The sequence below is a fragment of the Acetobacterium sp. MES1 genome, assembly GCF_002237635.1.
Taxonomy (GTDB): Bacteria; Bacillota; Clostridia; order Eubacteriales; family Eubacteriaceae; genus Acetobacterium; species Acetobacterium wieringae.
Window position 1 is genome coordinate 82,127 of sequence record NZ_MJUY01000050.1, and the last position, 15,660, is coordinate 97,786.

Annotated in this window: 21 protein-coding genes; 7 read left to right on the plus strand and 14 right to left on the minus strand. The window is 47.8% G+C overall.

Annotated elements, in window-relative coordinates:
• Positions 1–15 precede the first annotated feature (15 nt).
• The 3 genes from BI182_RS13740 to BI182_RS13750 all read left to right on the plus strand — a co-directional run bounded on the left by BI182_RS13740 (position 16) and on the right by BI182_RS13750 (position 2,267).
• Positions 16–831 carry a MerR family transcriptional regulator gene (locus BI182_RS13740; RefSeq protein ID WP_228880677.1) on the plus strand — a complete coding sequence of 272 codons (816 nt, stop codon included), beginning with the start codon at positions 16–18 and terminating at the stop codon, positions 829–831.
• A gap of 26 nt (positions 832–857) precedes the next feature.
• A complete protein-coding gene (locus BI182_RS13745) occupies positions 858–1,793 on the plus strand; it encodes a diacylglycerol/lipid kinase family protein (protein WP_286808680.1) in 936 nt (311 codons plus the stop codon).
• A 225-nt stretch (positions 1,794–2,018) separates the two neighbouring features.
• Positions 2,019–2,267: a hypothetical protein gene (locus tag BI182_RS13750; RefSeq protein ID WP_070371352.1), complete on the plus strand. Its 249-nt coding sequence runs from the start codon at positions 2,019–2,021 to the stop codon at positions 2,265–2,267.
• A gap of 65 nt (positions 2,268–2,332) precedes the next feature.
• Here the strand turns inward: BI182_RS13750 and BI182_RS13755 are convergent, their stop codons facing one another.
• Both BI182_RS13755 and BI182_RS13760 read right to left on the minus strand, forming a co-directional pair.
• Positions 2,333–2,659, minus strand: coding sequence for a type II toxin-antitoxin system RelE/ParE family toxin (locus tag BI182_RS13755; protein WP_070371351.1), 327 nt, complete (start codon positions 2,657–2,659; stop codon positions 2,333–2,335).
• Position 2,660: 1 nt separating this feature from the next.
• Positions 2,661–2,942: a type II toxin-antitoxin system Phd/YefM family antitoxin gene (locus BI182_RS13760; RefSeq protein ID WP_228880672.1), complete on the minus strand. Its 282-nt coding sequence runs from the start codon at positions 2,940–2,942 to the stop codon at positions 2,661–2,663.
• 257 nt (positions 2,943–3,199) lie between these two features.
• Between BI182_RS13760 and BI182_RS13765 the strand changes: the two genes are divergently transcribed.
• Positions 3,200–3,721, plus strand: coding sequence for a hypothetical protein (locus BI182_RS13765; protein WP_286808682.1), 522 nt, complete (start codon positions 3,200–3,202; stop codon positions 3,719–3,721).
• 82 nt (positions 3,722–3,803) lie between these two features.
• Here BI182_RS13765 and BI182_RS13770 read toward each other — a convergent pair whose 3' ends face one another.
• The 8 genes from BI182_RS13770 to BI182_RS13805 all read right to left on the minus strand — a co-directional run bounded on the left by BI182_RS13770 (position 3,804) and on the right by BI182_RS13805 (position 8,276).
• Positions 3,804–4,772 (minus strand): Rieske 2Fe-2S domain-containing protein, encoded by a 969-nt coding sequence (locus BI182_RS13770; RefSeq protein WP_286808684.1) that lies wholly within the window; start codon positions 4,770–4,772, stop codon positions 3,804–3,806.
• A 427-nt stretch (positions 4,773–5,199) separates the two neighbouring features.
• The gene (locus BI182_RS13775) at positions 5,200–5,802 is read right to left on the minus strand and encodes a peptidoglycan-binding protein (RefSeq protein WP_286808685.1); all 603 of its coding nucleotides are present in this window, start codon (positions 5,800–5,802) and stop codon (positions 5,200–5,202) included.
• A 17-nt stretch (positions 5,803–5,819) separates the two neighbouring features.
• Complete coding sequence (locus tag BI182_RS13780; protein ID WP_286808687.1) at positions 5,820–6,242, minus strand: phage holin family protein; 423 nt, start codon at positions 6,240–6,242, stop codon at positions 5,820–5,822.
• 50 nt (positions 6,243–6,292) lie between these two features.
• Positions 6,293–6,517, minus strand: a complete 225-nt coding sequence (locus tag BI182_RS13785) for a DUF2922 domain-containing protein (protein WP_228880664.1) — start codon at positions 6,515–6,517, stop codon at positions 6,293–6,295.
• A gap of 38 nt (positions 6,518–6,555) precedes the next feature.
• Entirely contained in the window at positions 6,556–6,783 is a 228-nt protein-coding gene (locus BI182_RS13790) for a DUF1659 domain-containing protein (RefSeq protein ID WP_228880660.1), read from the minus strand.
• Between the two features lie 184 nt (positions 6,784–6,967).
• Entirely contained in the window at positions 6,968–7,282 is a 315-nt protein-coding gene (locus BI182_RS13795; protein WP_286808691.1) for a hypothetical protein, read from the minus strand.
• A 24-nt stretch (positions 7,283–7,306) separates the two neighbouring features.
• A complete protein-coding gene (locus tag BI182_RS13800) occupies positions 7,307–7,999 on the minus strand; it encodes a hypothetical protein (RefSeq protein ID WP_286808692.1) in 693 nt (230 codons plus the stop codon).
• A 22-nt stretch (positions 8,000–8,021) separates the two neighbouring features.
• Positions 8,022–8,276 (minus strand): helix-turn-helix domain-containing protein, encoded by a 255-nt coding sequence (locus tag BI182_RS13805; RefSeq protein ID WP_286808693.1) that lies wholly within the window; start codon positions 8,274–8,276, stop codon positions 8,022–8,024.
• 364 nt (positions 8,277–8,640) lie between these two features.
• Between BI182_RS13805 and BI182_RS13810 the strand changes: the two genes are divergently transcribed.
• Positions 8,641–8,991 carry a hypothetical protein gene (locus BI182_RS13810; RefSeq protein WP_286808695.1) on the plus strand — a complete coding sequence of 117 codons (351 nt, stop codon included), beginning with the start codon at positions 8,641–8,643 and terminating at the stop codon, positions 8,989–8,991.
• A 434-nt stretch (positions 8,992–9,425) separates the two neighbouring features.
• Here the strand turns inward: BI182_RS13810 and BI182_RS13815 are convergent, their stop codons facing one another.
• The 3 genes from BI182_RS13815 to BI182_RS13825 all read right to left on the minus strand — a co-directional run bounded on the left by BI182_RS13815 (position 9,426) and on the right by BI182_RS13825 (position 13,587).
• Positions 9,426–9,623: a hypothetical protein gene (locus BI182_RS13815; protein WP_286808697.1), complete on the minus strand. Its 198-nt coding sequence runs from the start codon at positions 9,621–9,623 to the stop codon at positions 9,426–9,428.
• Positions 9,624–9,670: 47 nt separating this feature from the next.
• Complete coding sequence (locus BI182_RS13820) at positions 9,671–12,505, minus strand: DNA methyltransferase (protein WP_286808699.1); 2,835 nt, start codon at positions 12,503–12,505, stop codon at positions 9,671–9,673.
• Positions 12,506–12,930: 425 nt separating this feature from the next.
• On the minus strand, positions 12,931–13,587 hold the full coding sequence (locus BI182_RS13825) for a Crp/Fnr family transcriptional regulator (RefSeq protein WP_286808701.1): 657 nt from the start codon (positions 13,585–13,587) through the stop codon (positions 12,931–12,933).
• A gap of 89 nt (positions 13,588–13,676) precedes the next feature.
• Between BI182_RS13825 and BI182_RS13830 the strand changes: the two genes are divergently transcribed.
• Both BI182_RS13830 and BI182_RS13835 read left to right on the plus strand, forming a co-directional pair.
• Positions 13,677–14,009, plus strand: coding sequence for a cupin domain-containing protein (locus tag BI182_RS13830; protein ID WP_286808702.1), 333 nt, complete (start codon positions 13,677–13,679; stop codon positions 14,007–14,009).
• Positions 14,006–14,617 carry a 4Fe-4S binding protein gene (locus BI182_RS13835; RefSeq protein WP_286808703.1) on the plus strand — a complete coding sequence of 204 codons (612 nt, stop codon included), beginning with the start codon at positions 14,006–14,008 and terminating at the stop codon, positions 14,615–14,617. Before BI182_RS13830 ends, BI182_RS13835 begins: the two co-directional genes overlap by 4 nt.
• An 83-nt stretch (positions 14,618–14,700) precedes the next feature.
• Here the strand turns inward: BI182_RS13835 and BI182_RS13840 are convergent, their stop codons facing one another.
• Positions 14,701–15,594, minus strand: a complete 894-nt coding sequence (locus tag BI182_RS13840; protein WP_286808705.1) for a DMT family transporter — start codon at positions 15,592–15,594, stop codon at positions 14,701–14,703.
• Positions 15,595–15,660: the final 66 nt, after the last annotated feature.

Here is a 15,660-nt window from a genome sequence, read left to right on the forward strand (position 1 = left end):
ATAGGGAGGAAAATCATGGCATATCGCATTGGGGAAGTCTCCAAACTCTTGGGCCTGCCGGTGGAGACCATCCGCTATTATGAAAAAGAGCAGATTATTGCGCCCAAACGTCAGGAAAACAGTGACTACCGCACCTATGAAACCTGGGATATCTTTTTTCTGATGGAATGCATGCGCTACCGCAGCTTTGACATTTCGTTAAAAGATATTTCCAAGATGCTTCATAATGATTCGCTGGACTTTTTTGTCGAGCGGATTGGCTTTAAACAACAGGTCATCGATGAAAAACTGCGCTATTATCAGATGCTGGAGCGCAAGATTTCCGCCTACAAGGATAAACTGGCAAGTCTGCCCTATAATGTTGGGTGCTATTGGTTCGTCAATACCCCCGAGTATCGTTATTTTACCTATGTCCGACGCGAAGACGGTGATCATTATGGCGAGGTCGAGGAAAAGCCCTTATTTCCGCACTGGCTCAAGCAAATCCCCTTTGTCGAGTTTACCCATCACATTTCCTTTGCTGACATCGCCGACCCCCGCATCGACCGCGATGCCTGGGGGCTGTGTGTCGAAAGCGCTGACGCCGCGCTGTTAAATCTGCCGCTGAACGCGGAGGTGCAGATCCGACCGGCGAGTTTATGTTTGTGTACGGTGATGGATCTGGGCGACTATGGCAATTTAACCTTACGCCAGTTTGACCCGCTGGTGACCTATATCCGCGACCACGGCATTGTGCCGGAAGGTGATATCATCGGCAAAATCCTGACCCGGGTCCACGCCGATGGAAAAATGCACCGTTATATTGAGTATACGATCCCAGTCAGGAAATAAAAACCAAAAAAATGGAGGACTAAGCGATGGAAACTTTAAAAACCAACCAGCTGCCGCAGCGCGTTAAACTTATTTTTAATCCCGGTTCTGGCGCCAATGACGAATCCCCGCTGCAGATTATGGCCGTCGTTAAAGAAATGCAGGCCCGGCAGTTAATACCGGAACTTTATTTGATTGAACCCGACAGTAACTTGCAGGAAGTGGTCGATGAGGCCATTGCCCAGGGCATTGAGCTGTTTGTGGTGTGTGGCGGCGACGGCACCGTTTCTTCGGTCACCAAGGCGCTCTACGGTTCAGCGGCGACGCTTGGCATTGTTCCCACCGGAACCCGCAACAATATCGCCTTGAGTCTCGGTATCCCCACCGATATTGCGGCGGCCGTCGCCATCCTCAGCGAAGGACAGCGTTTAAAAATAGATCTCGGCCTGGTCATTTGCAACGGTGTCAGTACACCATTTATCGAACTTTGTTCGGTGGGATTATTTTCGACCCTGTTCCCCGCCGGGGATGACATTCAGCACGGTAACATCACCCGGATCGGTGATTTTCTTGGCATTCTGACGACTGCTCCGCCCTCAGACATCCATCTTTTTCTGGACGATAATCAGGAAATCAGCGAATTGGGTCATGCCGCATTAATTTCCAATATGCCCTATATCGGTCGTAATTATAAAGTCGGTGCACCCGATGCCTATCATGACGGCTTACTGGATGTGATGTTTTTTGCCGATCTATCCAAACTCGATTTAATCAATTATATTCTGACTGGCGTCGGCACCGATAACCCCGAAGATCCCCGGATTATGCACTATCAGGTCCGTGAAATGGTCATCGACACCGAACCGGCCATGGCGGTAATGGCCGATGGTATCAGTTTAGGCGAGGGGTCAGTGCGTATCAAAATCCAGCCACAGGCTTTGTCAGTCATGGTTGGAGCGACGGCGTCACATGAAGGGCAATAAGCCGGGTCTGGCTTGATGGTGCGATGCTGGGAACCGCCTGGGGCCTGTTAGGCGTGATTCTAAATAATTCATTTTGAATTTAACAGTGGCGGATGATTTGGTATTTATTTAATGATTGTTGCGCGCTATAGATCCAAATTCTTAAAAATGACTAATTAATATTTTAAACCGGATGCAAAGGGGTATTCATTTAATAACCGTCATTATATTGGGGAGGTGAAGAGAATGAATATTGAACAAGTGATCAAGAACCTGAAAAAAATTGATGGTTCCCGGGATATCTGGCGGGATATTATTAAAGCATTCGAGGGCTTTTCTTTTAATGGGATTACCGAAGTCGCCATCGAATCGCAAATGGATGACGAAATTGTCCAGGCTTTTATCGATACCGACGGCTCGCCGGTGATCCAAATCGCCCTGGATCAGTGGGCCGATGGCAGCTATGTGGTTATCGATGCGTCGCAGCTCTGTTGACCAACTTTTTTAAGCCCTAAAAAACACGCTGTCAATGGTTTGTTGTTCCATTGACAGCGTGTCTTTTATTTTAACAGCAGTTTTTTTAACAGCAAATCTTCAAGGTTGCGGCGACTGTCGAGAACGGCCAAGATCAGAACCCGTTGCTTCTCGACCTTATAGATGATGCGCCAGGGTGAATAGACAATTTCCCGGTAAGTCAACAAATCAAAGGCTTTTAACTCCGGCACAAATCGGCCGCTTTCGGGCAACTGCTCCAGTCGTGTTACCTGCGCTTCAATTTTCTCGAGAATCTTCACCGCCAGGGCTTTATCCTCAAAGGCAATGTATTCAATGATTTCAAACAAATCCATTTTGGCCTGATCCGACCATAGAATTGTAAATTCTTCCATTTCAGATCGCTTCGATATTCTTTCGCAGCTCAGCAAAAACATCTTTGTTCTGATGAAGCTCTCCTTCACCGATGGAATTCTCCGAAATCTGGATCAGCTTCATTAATGACAAGGCATTAATCATATTTTGATACGATTCCACGTCCAGCAAAACGCCTCGAGCCTCACCGTTTTGGGTCACAATGATGGGATTCTTATTGTCATTGATATACTTGAGCATATCTGCAGCATGGGTTTTGATATATGAAATGGGTCGAATGTCTTCTTTGAGATTTATATTCACGGGCACACCTCCTCGTTTCAGTACCTATATGATACTATATTAAGACTGATCTGTCAAAGTTCACGATCTTCCTCCTTGCTAATCGTACACTTACTATTTGTTCAATTAGCATTTATGTAGTTAACATATCAGCTTTCACATGGTTGTCAACGGATTGTGACGTTCATTCTGAAAATATTGACCAAATCTTTTTAAAATGTGCCAGAGAGGGTATTCATTTAATAACCGTCATTATATTGGGGAGGGAATCGATTGTGATGAAAAAAATAATCATCAGCGACACCATGCAAAAAGGCTCTTATTACTTAAGCGAAGCGATGGGCGCAAATTTTGATCCTGATTTCAAACCGGAGCTCTCACCCAAAGAGCTATTAGCTTTGGGCCTTTTCGGAGGCAAGTACATGACTGATTGCCGGTCCGAATTTCCGGAGGATTGGTTTGACCATGCCAAACTCTCGCCGACCCGAAAAGATATTTCTTTAAATTATTATCAGGTCGATGCCTCACAGCCGCTTAAAGTCTGGCAGGCCAATGGCTGGATCAATCCCATCGATCCCCGGGGCTGGTTTCAATGGTATTGCCGTTATTATTATGGTCGCCGAGTTCCTGACGAAGACCGTCGCCAGATCAAACGCTGGAAGGCGATGGTGCGATTAAAAAGAATTGCGAAAAAATGGATCAAAGCTGTCGCCAAAAACAGCGTCAGGCCCTGCTGCACTGGGCCTATGATAGTCGCAAACTTTAATCTGTCAACCGACGGTCAGTTACCGAAACGCTAAATCCGTTTGCTAAAAAGCGCTGCTCTTTATCTTTTTTTGTGATCATTTTCTTCGCATTTTACGATCGATGGCGGTGCTCCCGTTATTTCCGGCGCTTCAACTCGTCCCGGATGCGCCGATACTGGATCACCGGCCCATCCCCAGACAGCAGGTTTTCCTTGGAGATAAACGCCGAAGCTTTGGGTCTCTGGGTGATCACCACCCGCCTGTCCTGGCGCTCGATAATCCGGTTGCCAAATTTTCCGAACCAGGCAATCAGAGCATTAACTGGCCTGAGTCTGGTTGACCGGCAATAGAAACGGAGGTACAGGATCGTGTTTTCATCATCCACCGGCGCAAAATAAATAATGACCTTGGTGGCTTCACTGATATGGTTCATCCAGATGTTTGGAAACAGGAATTTCAGATAGGTGGCTTTAATGACGCAATCATCCGCCGCTTTGGGAGTTTGTCCGACATCTGTTTCATTATTGGCACTGGTTACCAGGCCCCCGGGGACAAACTCAATTTTGGGTCCGTTGACTAGGGTCTTGTTGCCCCGTCCGATGGTGTTGTGGTGGACAAATGGCAGGTGAATCACATCCAGCTGGTTTTCAATACAGCGGGAATAGTGGGTCGGCCAATGATCTTCAATTTCGCTACAAACAAAAGAATCATCGATATCGCCATCAAAAAACGGCAATTCCTCAGTCTGTTTTTCCGGTTCCCCATACCATAGATAAATGATGCCATGGCTTTCCCGCACCCCATAAGCCTTGACGTTAAACCGGCTTAAATCTGCGATGGAGGCTCTCCCGTTGGCCGGGACAAAAGTGCAGTGGCCCTGGGGGTTAAACTCCAGACCATGAAAGGGACACTGGAGACATTCCCCCTGTAGCTTCCCGCGGCTCAAGGCCGCTCCGCGGTGGGTACACTGATCGACCACACAGCCAAGTTCTCCGTCCCGGTTGCGGAACAACACGAGTTCCTGATTCAGCCGTTTAACGCTGACAACCGCTTCTTTTTTCACTGCCTTCGATGGCAAAATGGCATACCATTGATTACTGATCATCGCTTCTTCCTTTCCCTTTTGGTAACTTGCAGTTTTTTTATGATCCGAGTGATATAGCCGCAGAGCGGCACTGCTTATTACGCGCATCTGACTTCTATTCTAGCAGAAATCCAAGCTCAGGTAGAGAGAATCGCCAAATATCATCACCATTTGCATAAATTTTCCCTTCATTGATGTAATCAAACTGTCAAACCGGCAGATCCCTGAATTCCGTTCTGTTCTGATAAGCAAAAACCCCGGCATAGTGTCGGGGTTTCAGACTGTAAAAAAACTAACCCAGTACCGACAATTGTTACATCATGTTGTACGCATCGGAGCGGACACGGCAGAGCCTGTCCGATTCCGCAGCGTACAACAGATTAACAATTGGTCGGTACGGTAGTTTATCGACTACCTCAACCCCCGGCATAGTGGCGGGGTTTTTGCTTTACGAATAGACAATTGAATTACGGGGATAAATTTGAAAATGACAGAACAGTTCACGGGGATAACGGATTACCCCGAAGCCCCGGGCGACGGCAAAATCGGCCATTGCAGCCATCACCTCGGCATTCATCTGTCCGGCGAAGTAGCCGTCAAAGGCTTCGCCGCTTAAGTGACAGGAATCGGGAACACCGCCGTCATCCTGGTTTACCGGGGGGCAGCGGGCGCCGGAGGAGATCGTCAGCGGCCAGCCGAAGGCGTCCCGGAGCTCCTGGGCAAAGTGTTTAAGCGGCATAACCAGATCCAGACCGCAACCACAGCGACAGGCAAATTCGTCGGGCCTGAAGTTTTTAAGGGCCAAAACATCCTGGTTCTGTCTGGCAGCAAGGGAATCATTAATCAGGCTGGCTCCGATCCGTTCGTTTAAGGCCAATAGCAGGGCATTATTGGTGGCCTCCCCAACCAGCCCGTCAGCGGCCAGACCATTATCCTGCTGGAAGCTAAGCACCGCCGCCGCCGTACGCTCACCATCCCGGCCATCCAGTTGGCCGGGATCGTAACCCAGCACCTTCAAGGTTTCCTGAACCCATTTTACATAGTCGTTCACACAGACCTCCCTATTCTTTATTTTTCATTCTTTTCCTGAAGGACGTCAATGGCCCGGATGATTGGTTTGGGTAGGGGCACCCCCATCAGGCCGATGTTTTCGGTAATTGATAACAGCTCATTGCCGCAGCAGGCAATCACGGTGGCATCACGAATGATGGTGGTCCCGAGGATCAAATCCAGCCGGCAGGCGATCAGCACCACCCCCAGGGTGGCGGCTTTGCGAAGCAGCCCCTTCCAGGCCGCCCGACTTTCCAGGGCGCCCTGCTGTGATTTTTGGCTTTTGTGAAAAACCCCGGCCAGCACCAAGCCGGTCAGATAATCCACTGCCATAAAAATAAGAAGCGACGAGAGCCCGGCATCCCAGCCCCCCAACAGACTCGCAAAACCACCACCCAGTAATCCCAAGGCGCTCAGGAGCGTCAGTTTCAGCTCAGCCATCGAAAGCCTGGCCGCTACAGTCTTTGGTGGGAGCCGTTACGGCTCCCGGTTTATGGTGCGTCATAGAAGTCGGTCTCGGTGGTCGCAACCTTCTTGCAGTCGACTTTGGCGACGAGGTTTACGCCATCCGGTTTAAAGATATTGGCCGCCAGAATGGTGTCCATTGCCGCGTTGGCTTCGGCCTGGGTAACATCGGGGCGGATATCAGAAAACTGCATCGATCGGTTTTTATTGTTGGCATCTTTAAAGACCATCACAACTTTATATTCTTGCATCGGTTTCTCCTTTCGGTTTTATTTTGAAATTACTGAGCTTACAGGCCGTCGTCGAAAATCGCATCCTGCTGAATCCGAAACATTTCCTCCATTGCGGGCACTTGCAATCCGGTGATGGCCGTGGCCACGGTGTGCATTGCGGCGATGGTGGCATCCGGACTGATGTCGTTGTAGGTTTTATTTTTTATGACTTCCTTGCCGTTTACCAGGCCGTAATTCAGACGGGTCACCATTTTGACTGAATAGGTTTCACTGACTGTTGCCATGGTTTACCTCCTTTTTCTTATTTCAGCGGCAACAACCAAGCACGTGGGCTAAAACCATCATCGCTCTTTGGTTGTTGATCTGATGGAACTATTATAACATAAATAATTGCGTATTGTGTATTTATTTACATTAAATTTAATATTAAGTAACTTTTGTACGGTTCGCCCCGCCCTTTTAACACCATCAGGACAGATATTCCACTTTGAGATAGCTCTTGCGACTGCTGACCTTGAGGTAGTCGTTTAGCAGCCGCACATAGAGCTCCGGTTCGGCCTTTTCCATCGCCCGGATATTAATGCCGGTGTTTCTGGTTTCGCCGACGATCACAATTTTAAAACCATTGGTTACGATCCGGTCGAGGCCAGCCTTTTCCATATTGGTCCTTAGCTGTTCCTTGAGCCCTTTTAGCATCTGCTCTTCGGCTTTAACCAGGTCCCCTTTCACCAGGGTATTCTGAATCAGCTCACCGTTGTTTTCAATAAATATTTCTTGGGTCATCTTTTCCTCCATCGCATTCATTAATCAGCCCAACAACAGCTGGGTCTCTTTCATCAGCTCGGCAAAGGCCTTATCCCGGGCATCGTTCTCGTCCTTTTCAAACCAGTTTAAAATAGCGGCATAGTCGCTTACGTATTGGTAGCCCTTTGCTTCCTTACCGGTATCCAGCCGTCTGATCCACTCCTCCCAGGTCTCGGGGAATTGCTGTTGCAGTTTATCAAGTTCTGCCCCGGTCAATAAGACATTGCCATACTGGCCAAAGGCGCTTTTCTCTTTTTGAACCGTTGGTTTGGTCTGGTCTGGTTTAAATAAGTGTCCCGTTTCAAGTGTCGTTTCAGGTACCGTTTGCGGTACCACCGGCGGTGCCGTCTGCGCCCCACCCGAGGCGTCAAAACCATTGTTTTTGGGCATCCCACAGCCGGATTGTCGTGGCACCGGTTGCAGCTGGTAGAGATTGGGTTGGCGGTTCACACCCCGCCGGCTCAACAGCAGACCCGCTTCAAGAAGCTCCGCCCGGGCCCGAATCAGGGTATTTTTGTTATTGACCTGAATCATACTCATCATCCGCAGCATATCCACCTGCAGCCAGTCGGGAAAACCGGCCTCGTTCCAGAGACAAAACAGATGAAACCAGAGCAGCTGGGCATTGGTCCCCAGATGCTGATGCTTAACCAGCCGGTAAAAACTGGTCACTTCCACAATAAAATTTACCTGCATGTTACACCTGTCAACTTTACGTTCATCGTGACCCGACCGATTCTTCCGGTAGCTCAAAGGGCTGGTCAAAGATAAAAAACAAGGCGCTGATCTCCACGTTGAAGTAGTCCGCAATGGGTTTTTTTAGCGTATCCTTGGGACCGCAGCGACCCGATTCATAATGTCGAAAACAACACTCACTGATCCCCAGGGCCTCAGCCACCTCTTTCTGGGTGCGCTCCCCCCGCAGCATCATTAACCGCTGACCGATAATTTTTTGTCTTTCTTTCCGCATCATAACAAGTTTCCTCCTCAAATTTTTTAAAATTCTTTTGGTCTGTTCTTATGACTGTCATCGACTCAGTAAATCAAACCCGACATGGCAGACAAGGGTCAAAATAGTCAGCGCTCCTTTCGCTGTCCATTTTAGAATAATTATAGCCGATCTATTGCCAATTGCAAGCGTTTCCAATGTACTTATTCTATTTCAGTACAATTTGTACGGTTGATGAGCAACGTTCGATCAAATCCAGCGGCTGACCGTCGACTTTCTACTGAAATGGATTTTTTCGGCCAAACCCGTTTACCTGGTCCGGCGACGGTGTTATAATCAGGAAAAGTTGAGCCGCTAGCAAATTTTAAAACGAAGGGAAAAAATAACGATGAATCATCATAATCCGGTAATGAGTAACCACCTGAAACCCCATGGCAAGGGCCATCCGGCGCTTCCGGAACCTGTCAGCACTTATCTTTGCCGTCTGGTCGCCGCTAAAAAGGAATTGACGGCGCTAAGCCACTGCCAGCAAATTGTGCTCTGTGGCAATGACTGCGGTGTCCATGTTCATGAGGGGATCGGCGTTTTGGCTGCGGCCGCCGGTCAAACCCTGACCATAAAACAGCGCAACTGCCCAGATTATCCACTGGAACTGTCTTTTACCCACCAGGGAATCACCTTCTACCAGCTCAAATCAGCGGCGGCATTGGCGGCGGTGGGCTGGGGAGCGGATGCTTGATCAACGGGGTTAAGGGTAGATTTAAGGCTTAATTGGCGGCCCCAAAAATAAAGAAACGCCCGTGGGAGGGGCGTTTCTGGTGCTTGAGTGTTTGTTATAACTGATTACTATTGTGCTTTTGGTGTTCAGTTAGCGTTTCAATTCCCGATATTTTACTAATTCGATTTGCTCATCGATCGATAAGAATGGTTTAGTACACATAAAATTCTCCTTAAAAATAAAAAGCCCACCGAGTGTGCGTGTCTACGACAGAGGCCCGTGGGATTTGTTAAGATTATATTACCGCTTTCTTATTCGTTTGTCAATGCTTTTCAATGAGCTTTAAAGAATCACAATCGAAGCCAAGTGGATCGTCAATGAGAGTTGATGTTTCTGCCCAATGTGGCGTTATGGAAATGGTGTCTAATGCGGGTAGATGTACAGGGGATCACCTTCTACAAGCTCAAATCAGCGGCGGCGGTGGCGGCTTTGGGCTGGGGGGGCGGATGCTTGATCAACGGGGTTAAGGGTAGATTTAAGGCGTAAGTGGCGGCGCAAAAAATAAAGAAACGCCCGCAGGCGTTTCTGGTGCTTGCGTATTTGTTATTGCTGATGACTATTGGTGTCCAGTCCGGATCACTTATTTTTAGCATTGAGTCATCATCTCAGCGACAGCCGGATCGCCCCGACCCGCCCGGGGCTACCGGCTCATTTGCTCAACTTCGGCAGTGGCCGCAATTGTTTTGGCTCTTGGCCGCTTAGCAGTCTTCCCCGCCGTTTGGCCGTCTGCGACGGTGCTGATTTTTTGCTGATACAGCCGCATCAGTTCGGCGACGCAGGCTGACTCGGTTAGTTTTTTATCAAAACCGTAGGCGTCCATCACGGCCCGGTCATTCAGCTGGTGGGCTTTGCGAAGTTCCGGTGGCATTAACGCTTCATCATATAGATCAGCCAAGCTGCTGTTGGGACATAAAGCTCGGGCGTCAAGAATAGCTTGGGCGGTTTTTTCAATCATGGCTTTTTGTTTATCGGTGGGTTCCGGCCAGACAAAGTTATTGTAGACGACATCCTTTGAATAACGATAATCGCTTTTTAACCTGCCAGCGATTGCCCGCATCCAAGCCATGTGAACATTTGATGAAATCACACCAAATTCATACAAGGACGCATTGGGAATAATCTGTACTGCATCGCTGACGATGATGTTTGGATCTAAAAAACCCATCGGGATATACCTTCGTTTTTCTGAAGAAACTCTGGGGACAATGATGTATGGGACATTGTCCGGCTGCGTAATCTGCGCAAACAAGGTCGGTGTATCCGCAAATTTTCTAATGCCCGCTGCGATACTATCAGCCCTCTTTTTTTGACAATTACGGACTCGCTCCATTACTTTCGGCATTTTTTTCAGTTCACCAGGTTCGGCATTTCTCAACCACAAACACCATCTCTTTTTATTATGGAGATATTCGACGGCTCCCAATAAGGGGCGGATATATTTAACTGACTGCGGCTCATCCTTGATAAACTTTTCATAGTCCGAATCTTCTATGATTAAAAAGCCGCCATCTGCCGGTTTGTTGCCATAAACCATTTTAGAAACATCGCAAAGTGGTTTGTTTCTACTTTTAACCAAAAGATTGGGGGCATCGATCAAATAAGCGTTAATATTAGTTGCTTTTACACTTATGCCATTATCATAAAGATACTTATCCGGCCGGTCAAAATCGGCAAAACCAATAATGACACAGTGAACGGCTGCTTTAATTTTCGCCTCACTTTCCCATTTAAAAGTGCGATAGGCAAAATTTATTTTACAATCCAGTTTTGACCATAAAGCCGTCGCGGTTTCACCTTGTGTGATTGAATTGGTTGAGACCAGCGCACATTCAATCTGGGTATCTCGAATATAATCATTAGCCAGTTTATACCAGCATGATACATAATCAAGATTTTTAGTGCCCGGAAAAATAGTCTGCATATCGTCTTTTTGTTCACTTTCCATAAACGTAAAGCCCACAAACGGCGGATTCCCCATGATATAATCAAGGCTACTTTTCGGCACCACGGTCTCCCAGTCCAGCCGCAGTGCGTTGCCTTCGACAATATTGGCGTAGGTTTTCAGCGGCAGAAAATCCAGATGCATATGGATAATGTCCTCGGTTTTTTTCATCATCTGGGATTCGGCAATCCAGAGCGCCGTCTTACCAACCGAAACGGCAAAATCATTGATCTCGATGCCATAGAACTGATTGATTGAGACCTTGATCGGGGTATGGGTGTCGGTGCCGATACGGATCTGATCGCCCAGCAGCACCTTCAGCACCTCGTTTTCCAGCTTTCGCAGGGCCAGATAGGATTCGGTCAGGAAATTTCCCGAGCCGCAGGCCGGGTCCAGAAAGGTCAGCTGCGACAGTTTGGTCTGAAATTCTTCCAGTTGGCGGTTGCGGGTTTTTTCGATTTGAACAGCTTTGATGGCCGCAAATTCGTCCTTGAGCTGATCCAGAAAGAGCGGATCGATGACCTTGTGAATGTTTTCGATGGAGGTGTAGTGCATCCCCCCGGAGCGCCGGGTGTCGGGATTCAAGGTACTTTCGAAGACGGCTCCAAAAATGGTCGGGCTGATGGCACTCCAGTCAAAATCTTCGCTGGCATTTTGCAGTAAAAGATTGACAATCGCTTCATTGAAATTGGGAATTTCGATGTTGGCTTCTGAAAATAAGCCGCCGTTGACATAGGGAAAGGATGCCAGGGTCGGTTCCAGATAGGGGTCCCGGTCGGCCGGTTGGGTATCCAGCACCTTAAACAAATCGATTAAGGCCCGGCGGACATCCTTGGGATCGTAATCCTTGAGATAGCTGTGAAATTTGCCATGCTTGCCAAAAATATCGGCATCCTCGGCATACAAACAGAAGACCAGCCGAACGCATAGCATATTCAGGCTTTTCAGACTGTCGGGATCATCGGGATTAATGTACTGCTTTAGCAGTTCATCATAGAGCTGACCGACCAGCTCACCGGCCTGAATGGAGATCTCCATTTCTTTTTTGATATGACTGTCGCCGGTATCAACTAGAAACTCCAGCCGATAGGTTTCGGCGGGCAGATTTTCCAGTAAGATCTCTTCCGGTTCGCCGTTGGGCTTTTCCATATCATAGATCAGAAAGGCTTTGAAATTACAGGTGACAATCCAGCGTGGCCGTTTGGAATAAGGCAGGTCGGCCGAGTAGCGTTTAGCCTGCTGAAAGGGACTGAGCATGGTGCCGTCGGATTGTTTGATGGCCTTGCGCAAATCTTTATTAATGCCTTTTTGCTCAATTAACACATGGGTTTCGGGAATGATCCCATCGATGAAACTGGTATGGTCCAGCACCACCTGGTCTTCAAAAATGATAAACTGTTCCGGATTTTTGACCCCCATAACATCTCGGAGCAAGGAGATCCAGAACGGTTGGCTCTGGCCTTTTTCGTAACCCTGATCTTTCCAAATTTCGGCAAATTTTTTCGCTGCTGCACGCTTCTCGATATCTGTCATATTTACACCCTTTCAAAAGAAAATTATTCAAGCATTGTTTGAATATTCATCATTGCTCAGACTGATTATATTGTCAAGACTGACATATTCATTTTAACTCAGCCATCAGAAAATCGCAACTGCTCTTTATAAAGGTGAATGAAAGGCCAGCATGACCAGCGACACGGCAGTAAAAATAAACCCATCATAAAAATAGCCAATCCCGGCACTCCCGCTGGGATTGGCTGATCGTTTATTTCGTTTTTATTACTCCTGTTCTTCCCACAAATCAAAATCATCATCAATTGACTGTGCTTCCTGATACATGATTTTCTGGTATTCGATGGTTCCGACTTTTCTCTTTCATACAAAATAATTTCATCCTCCATGACATTTTTTTTGATGTTTTCATCAAACCTGCCATATCGGCCGGGTGATAGACACGCCTAAGCTTTAATCGTAATCGTTTTGGCATCAAAATCCAGCAACCCGGCTTTTTTCATTTTGGCCAGTTCCCGGCTCAGGGAAGTCCGCTGCACACCCAGCCGCTCTGCCAATTCTTTTTTGGAGCAACCCAGGGTGATCACCGGGCTTTGTTGGAGCTGGTATTGATGACTGAGGTAATCGTTAATCCGCTGGCGCACGGTTTTTAAGGAAATTACCGTCAGCTTATCTGTCAGAATCATCGTCTTTTCCGAAATCGACTGCAGCAAGCCTTTAAGAAAGTCGGCATTTTTCTGGCAGAGGGACAGAACCAGTTCCCGTTCTAGATGCAGCATCATGACTTGGGTGGCCGCCATCACCGTCATTGGATAACCGTTTCTGACGGCAAAGAGCAGATTTTCGCCAATACTTTCCCCGACGCCAAAGACGTTGACAACCAGCATGTTGCCATTTTCATCCAGATTCAAAACCGCCACCCGGCCCGACAGAATCACATCCATCCGCTGACAGGGTTCATCTTTTAAATGAATGACCTGATCCTTAAGATATTCTCCGATCTTCGTTTTTGGAGAATGGATTATTTCTGCCAGCTCAGCTTCACAAAAGCCACTAAAATAATTGGCGCTGGTCAATAAGCGCAAGATCTCATTATTTTTCATTTTTATCCCCTTGTGTTACCATAGTAACACCTTTTCTTTTATTTTTCGATTATACTCGATTATATCTTGAAGTAAAAGGAGATATTATCATGTTAGAAAAAATTTATGCATTTACCCGTGGCAGCGAAAAACGGATCGAAAAAATTATCGATGACCAGCCGGTGATGATCAATCACATGATTTTCCCGGAAGGCGAAGGTTTAAAAGAACACTTTTCCAATTCCAATGTCTATATGATTGTCATTAAAGGGACACTTACTCTACAACTGGCTGACCAGGAAGCGCACCGCTACGAAGCCGGAGCGATCATCAATATTCCCTACCACGTCAAAATGAATGTCAATAACCGAGATCCCGAAATTCTGGAAATTTTTGTGATCAAAGCCCCCAGCCCGGCCTTTTATCAGCCGGACCAGCAATGACAACCGTCTGGCGCCGGGTCATCCAGCTAACTTTTCTAGGCCTGTTCCTGGCCCTGCTGGCGACTGCTAAGATTCAGCTGTGGATGGGCGTTTTTGGGCTGGGGCTGCTGGTTTCGCTGTTCTGGAGCCGCCTTTACTGTGGCTGGATCTGTCCTATTAACACGGTGATGGAAGGGATCACCTTTGTGAAACAGAAAGCCCATATCAAGAGCTTTAAAATTCCCCGCTGGCTGTCAAAACCCTGGCTGCCCCTGGTGATCCTGTTGCTATTTTTGCTGGTCTTTATCTTTGTGATCGTGACTGGCCAAAAACTGCCGATTCTGCCGCTGCTCTTTGCTGGCGGTGTGATCCTCACTCTTTTCTTTCCGGCGGAGCTGTGGCATCGTTTTTTATGTCCCTATGGGACGATCTTAAGTCTCAGTGGAATGAAAGCCCGCCATGCCATGGTCATCGACCCGGAAAAATGCAACAACTGTGGAGCCTGTCAAAAAGCCTGTCCGGCAGGAGCGATAAAAAAGCAATCTAAACATCAGATTGTCAAACACCACTGCCTGGTTTGCCTGAAGTGTCAGCAAAGCTGCCACCAGAAAGCCATCCGCTATCAGTAAGGTTTTAGCAAAACCACCCCGCCCCATAAAAAAACGCCATTCACTAAACTGAATGACGTTTCTGGTAAAAGATTAATTGTTAACTACATCTGCTCGTCGCCGACTAGTTCCGGCGGCTTGGCGGTTTTATGTTCGCCCAGGAAGGTGGCCCCCAGTAGCAGCGCGGCTCCCAGCATCTGGACCCCATTCATGGCTTCGCCAAAAACCAAAAATGACGCCAGTAGCGCGGTGATCGGGTCGATATAACTGAGGGTGGCGATGCTCTGACCATTAAGCCCTTTCATGCCGGTAAAGAAGAGAAAAAAGCCCAGCCCGGTATGCACCAGGCCCAACGCCAGCACGGCGGTCACCGACACCGCGGTGAGGCCGGAAAAAGCGATGCCGCCGTTTAGACTCACATAGCAAAATAACACCACCGTGGCGATGGCCAGCTGCAGCAAGGTGGTGGCCATGCCGTTCATCTTTTTAATAAACTTATTGGTCAGCATCAGGCTGGCATAACAGGCCGCCGCGGCAATCCCCCAGGCAATGCCCAGCAGATCATTACCTGCTGCGCCGCTCTGGCTGCTGCCTTTTAAGATCAGCAACATCCCGACCAGGGCCGCCCCCAGACAAACAACCTTGCGGGGGATGATCTTTTCCTTCAGCACCAATGGTGACAGACCGATGACAAAGACGGGTGCCATGTAATAACTCAAGGTGGCATTGGCAATGGTGGTATGCTTGATCGCTTCAAACAAAAAGATCCAATTGCCAGCCAGGACAGCGCCTGAAAACACCAAGGGCAAGAGGTTTTCACGGACGCTGGAAAGTGCCATTTTTTCACGCCGGATAAGGCTGATCAGCAATAGAAAAAGACTGCCAATCAGTCCTCTGAGCATGGCGATTTCACTGGATTCCAGATTGATAAACCGCACAAAAATGCCGATGGTTCCGAAGATGACCATCGCCAGAATAAACATTAATTTTGATTTCACGACTGTTCTCGCTTTCTATAAATACTTATGCAAAGATTTATGATGCTAACACCAATAATTATAGCA

Bases quoted from the DNA above. Each gene is read 5' to 3' on its own strand.
- BI182_RS13740 (WP_228880677.1), top strand. From the start codon at position 16: ATGGCATATCGCATTGGGGAAGTCTCCAAACTCTTGGGCCTGCCGGTG.
- BI182_RS13745 (WP_286808680.1), top strand. From the start codon at position 858: ATGGAAACTTTAAAAACCAACCAGCTGCCGCAGCGCGTTAAACTTATT.
- BI182_RS13750 (WP_070371352.1), top strand. From the start codon at position 2,019: ATGAATATTGAACAAGTGATCAAGAACCTGAAAAAAATTGATGGTTCC.
- BI182_RS13755 (WP_070371351.1), bottom strand. From the start codon at position 2,659: ATGGAAGAATTTACAATTCTATGGTCGGATCAGGCCAAAATGGATTTG.
- BI182_RS13765 (WP_286808682.1), top strand. From the start codon at position 3,200: ATGAAAAAAATAATCATCAGCGACACCATGCAAAAAGGCTCTTATTAC.
- BI182_RS13770 (WP_286808684.1), bottom strand. From the start codon at position 4,772: ATGATCAGTAATCAATGGTATGCCATTTTGCCATCGAAGGCAGTGAAA.
- BI182_RS13780 (WP_286808687.1), bottom strand. From the start codon at position 6,242: ATGGCTGAGCTGAAACTGACGCTCCTGAGCGCCTTGGGATTACTGGGT.
- BI182_RS13785 (WP_228880664.1), bottom strand. From the start codon at position 6,517: ATGCAAGAATATAAAGTTGTGATGGTCTTTAAAGATGCCAACAATAAA.
- BI182_RS13790 (WP_228880660.1), bottom strand. From the start codon at position 6,783: ATGGCAACAGTCAGTGAAACCTATTCAGTCAAAATGGTGACCCGTCTG.
- BI182_RS13795 (WP_286808691.1), bottom strand. From the start codon at position 7,282: ATGACCCAAGAAATATTTATTGAAAACAACGGTGAGCTGATTCAGAAT.
- BI182_RS13800 (WP_286808692.1), bottom strand. From the start codon at position 7,999: ATGCAGGTAAATTTTATTGTGGAAGTGACCAGTTTTTACCGGCTGGTT.
- BI182_RS13805 (WP_286808693.1), bottom strand. From the start codon at position 8,276: ATGATGCGGAAAGAAAGACAAAAAATTATCGGTCAGCGGTTAATGATG.
- BI182_RS13810 (WP_286808695.1), top strand. From the start codon at position 8,641: ATGAATCATCATAATCCGGTAATGAGTAACCACCTGAAACCCCATGGC.
- BI182_RS13815 (WP_286808697.1), bottom strand. From the start codon at position 9,623: ATGCTAAAAATAAGTGATCCGGACTGGACACCAATAGTCATCAGCAAT.
- BI182_RS13820 (WP_286808699.1), bottom strand. From the start codon at position 12,505: ATGACAGATATCGAGAAGCGTGCAGCAGCGAAAAAATTTGCCGAAATT.
- BI182_RS13825 (WP_286808701.1), bottom strand. From the start codon at position 13,587: ATGAAAAATAATGAGATCTTGCGCTTATTGACCAGCGCCAATTATTTT.
- BI182_RS13830 (WP_286808702.1), top strand. From the start codon at position 13,677: ATGTTAGAAAAAATTTATGCATTTACCCGTGGCAGCGAAAAACGGATC.
- BI182_RS13835 (WP_286808703.1), top strand. From the start codon at position 14,006: ATGACAACCGTCTGGCGCCGGGTCATCCAGCTAACTTTTCTAGGCCTG.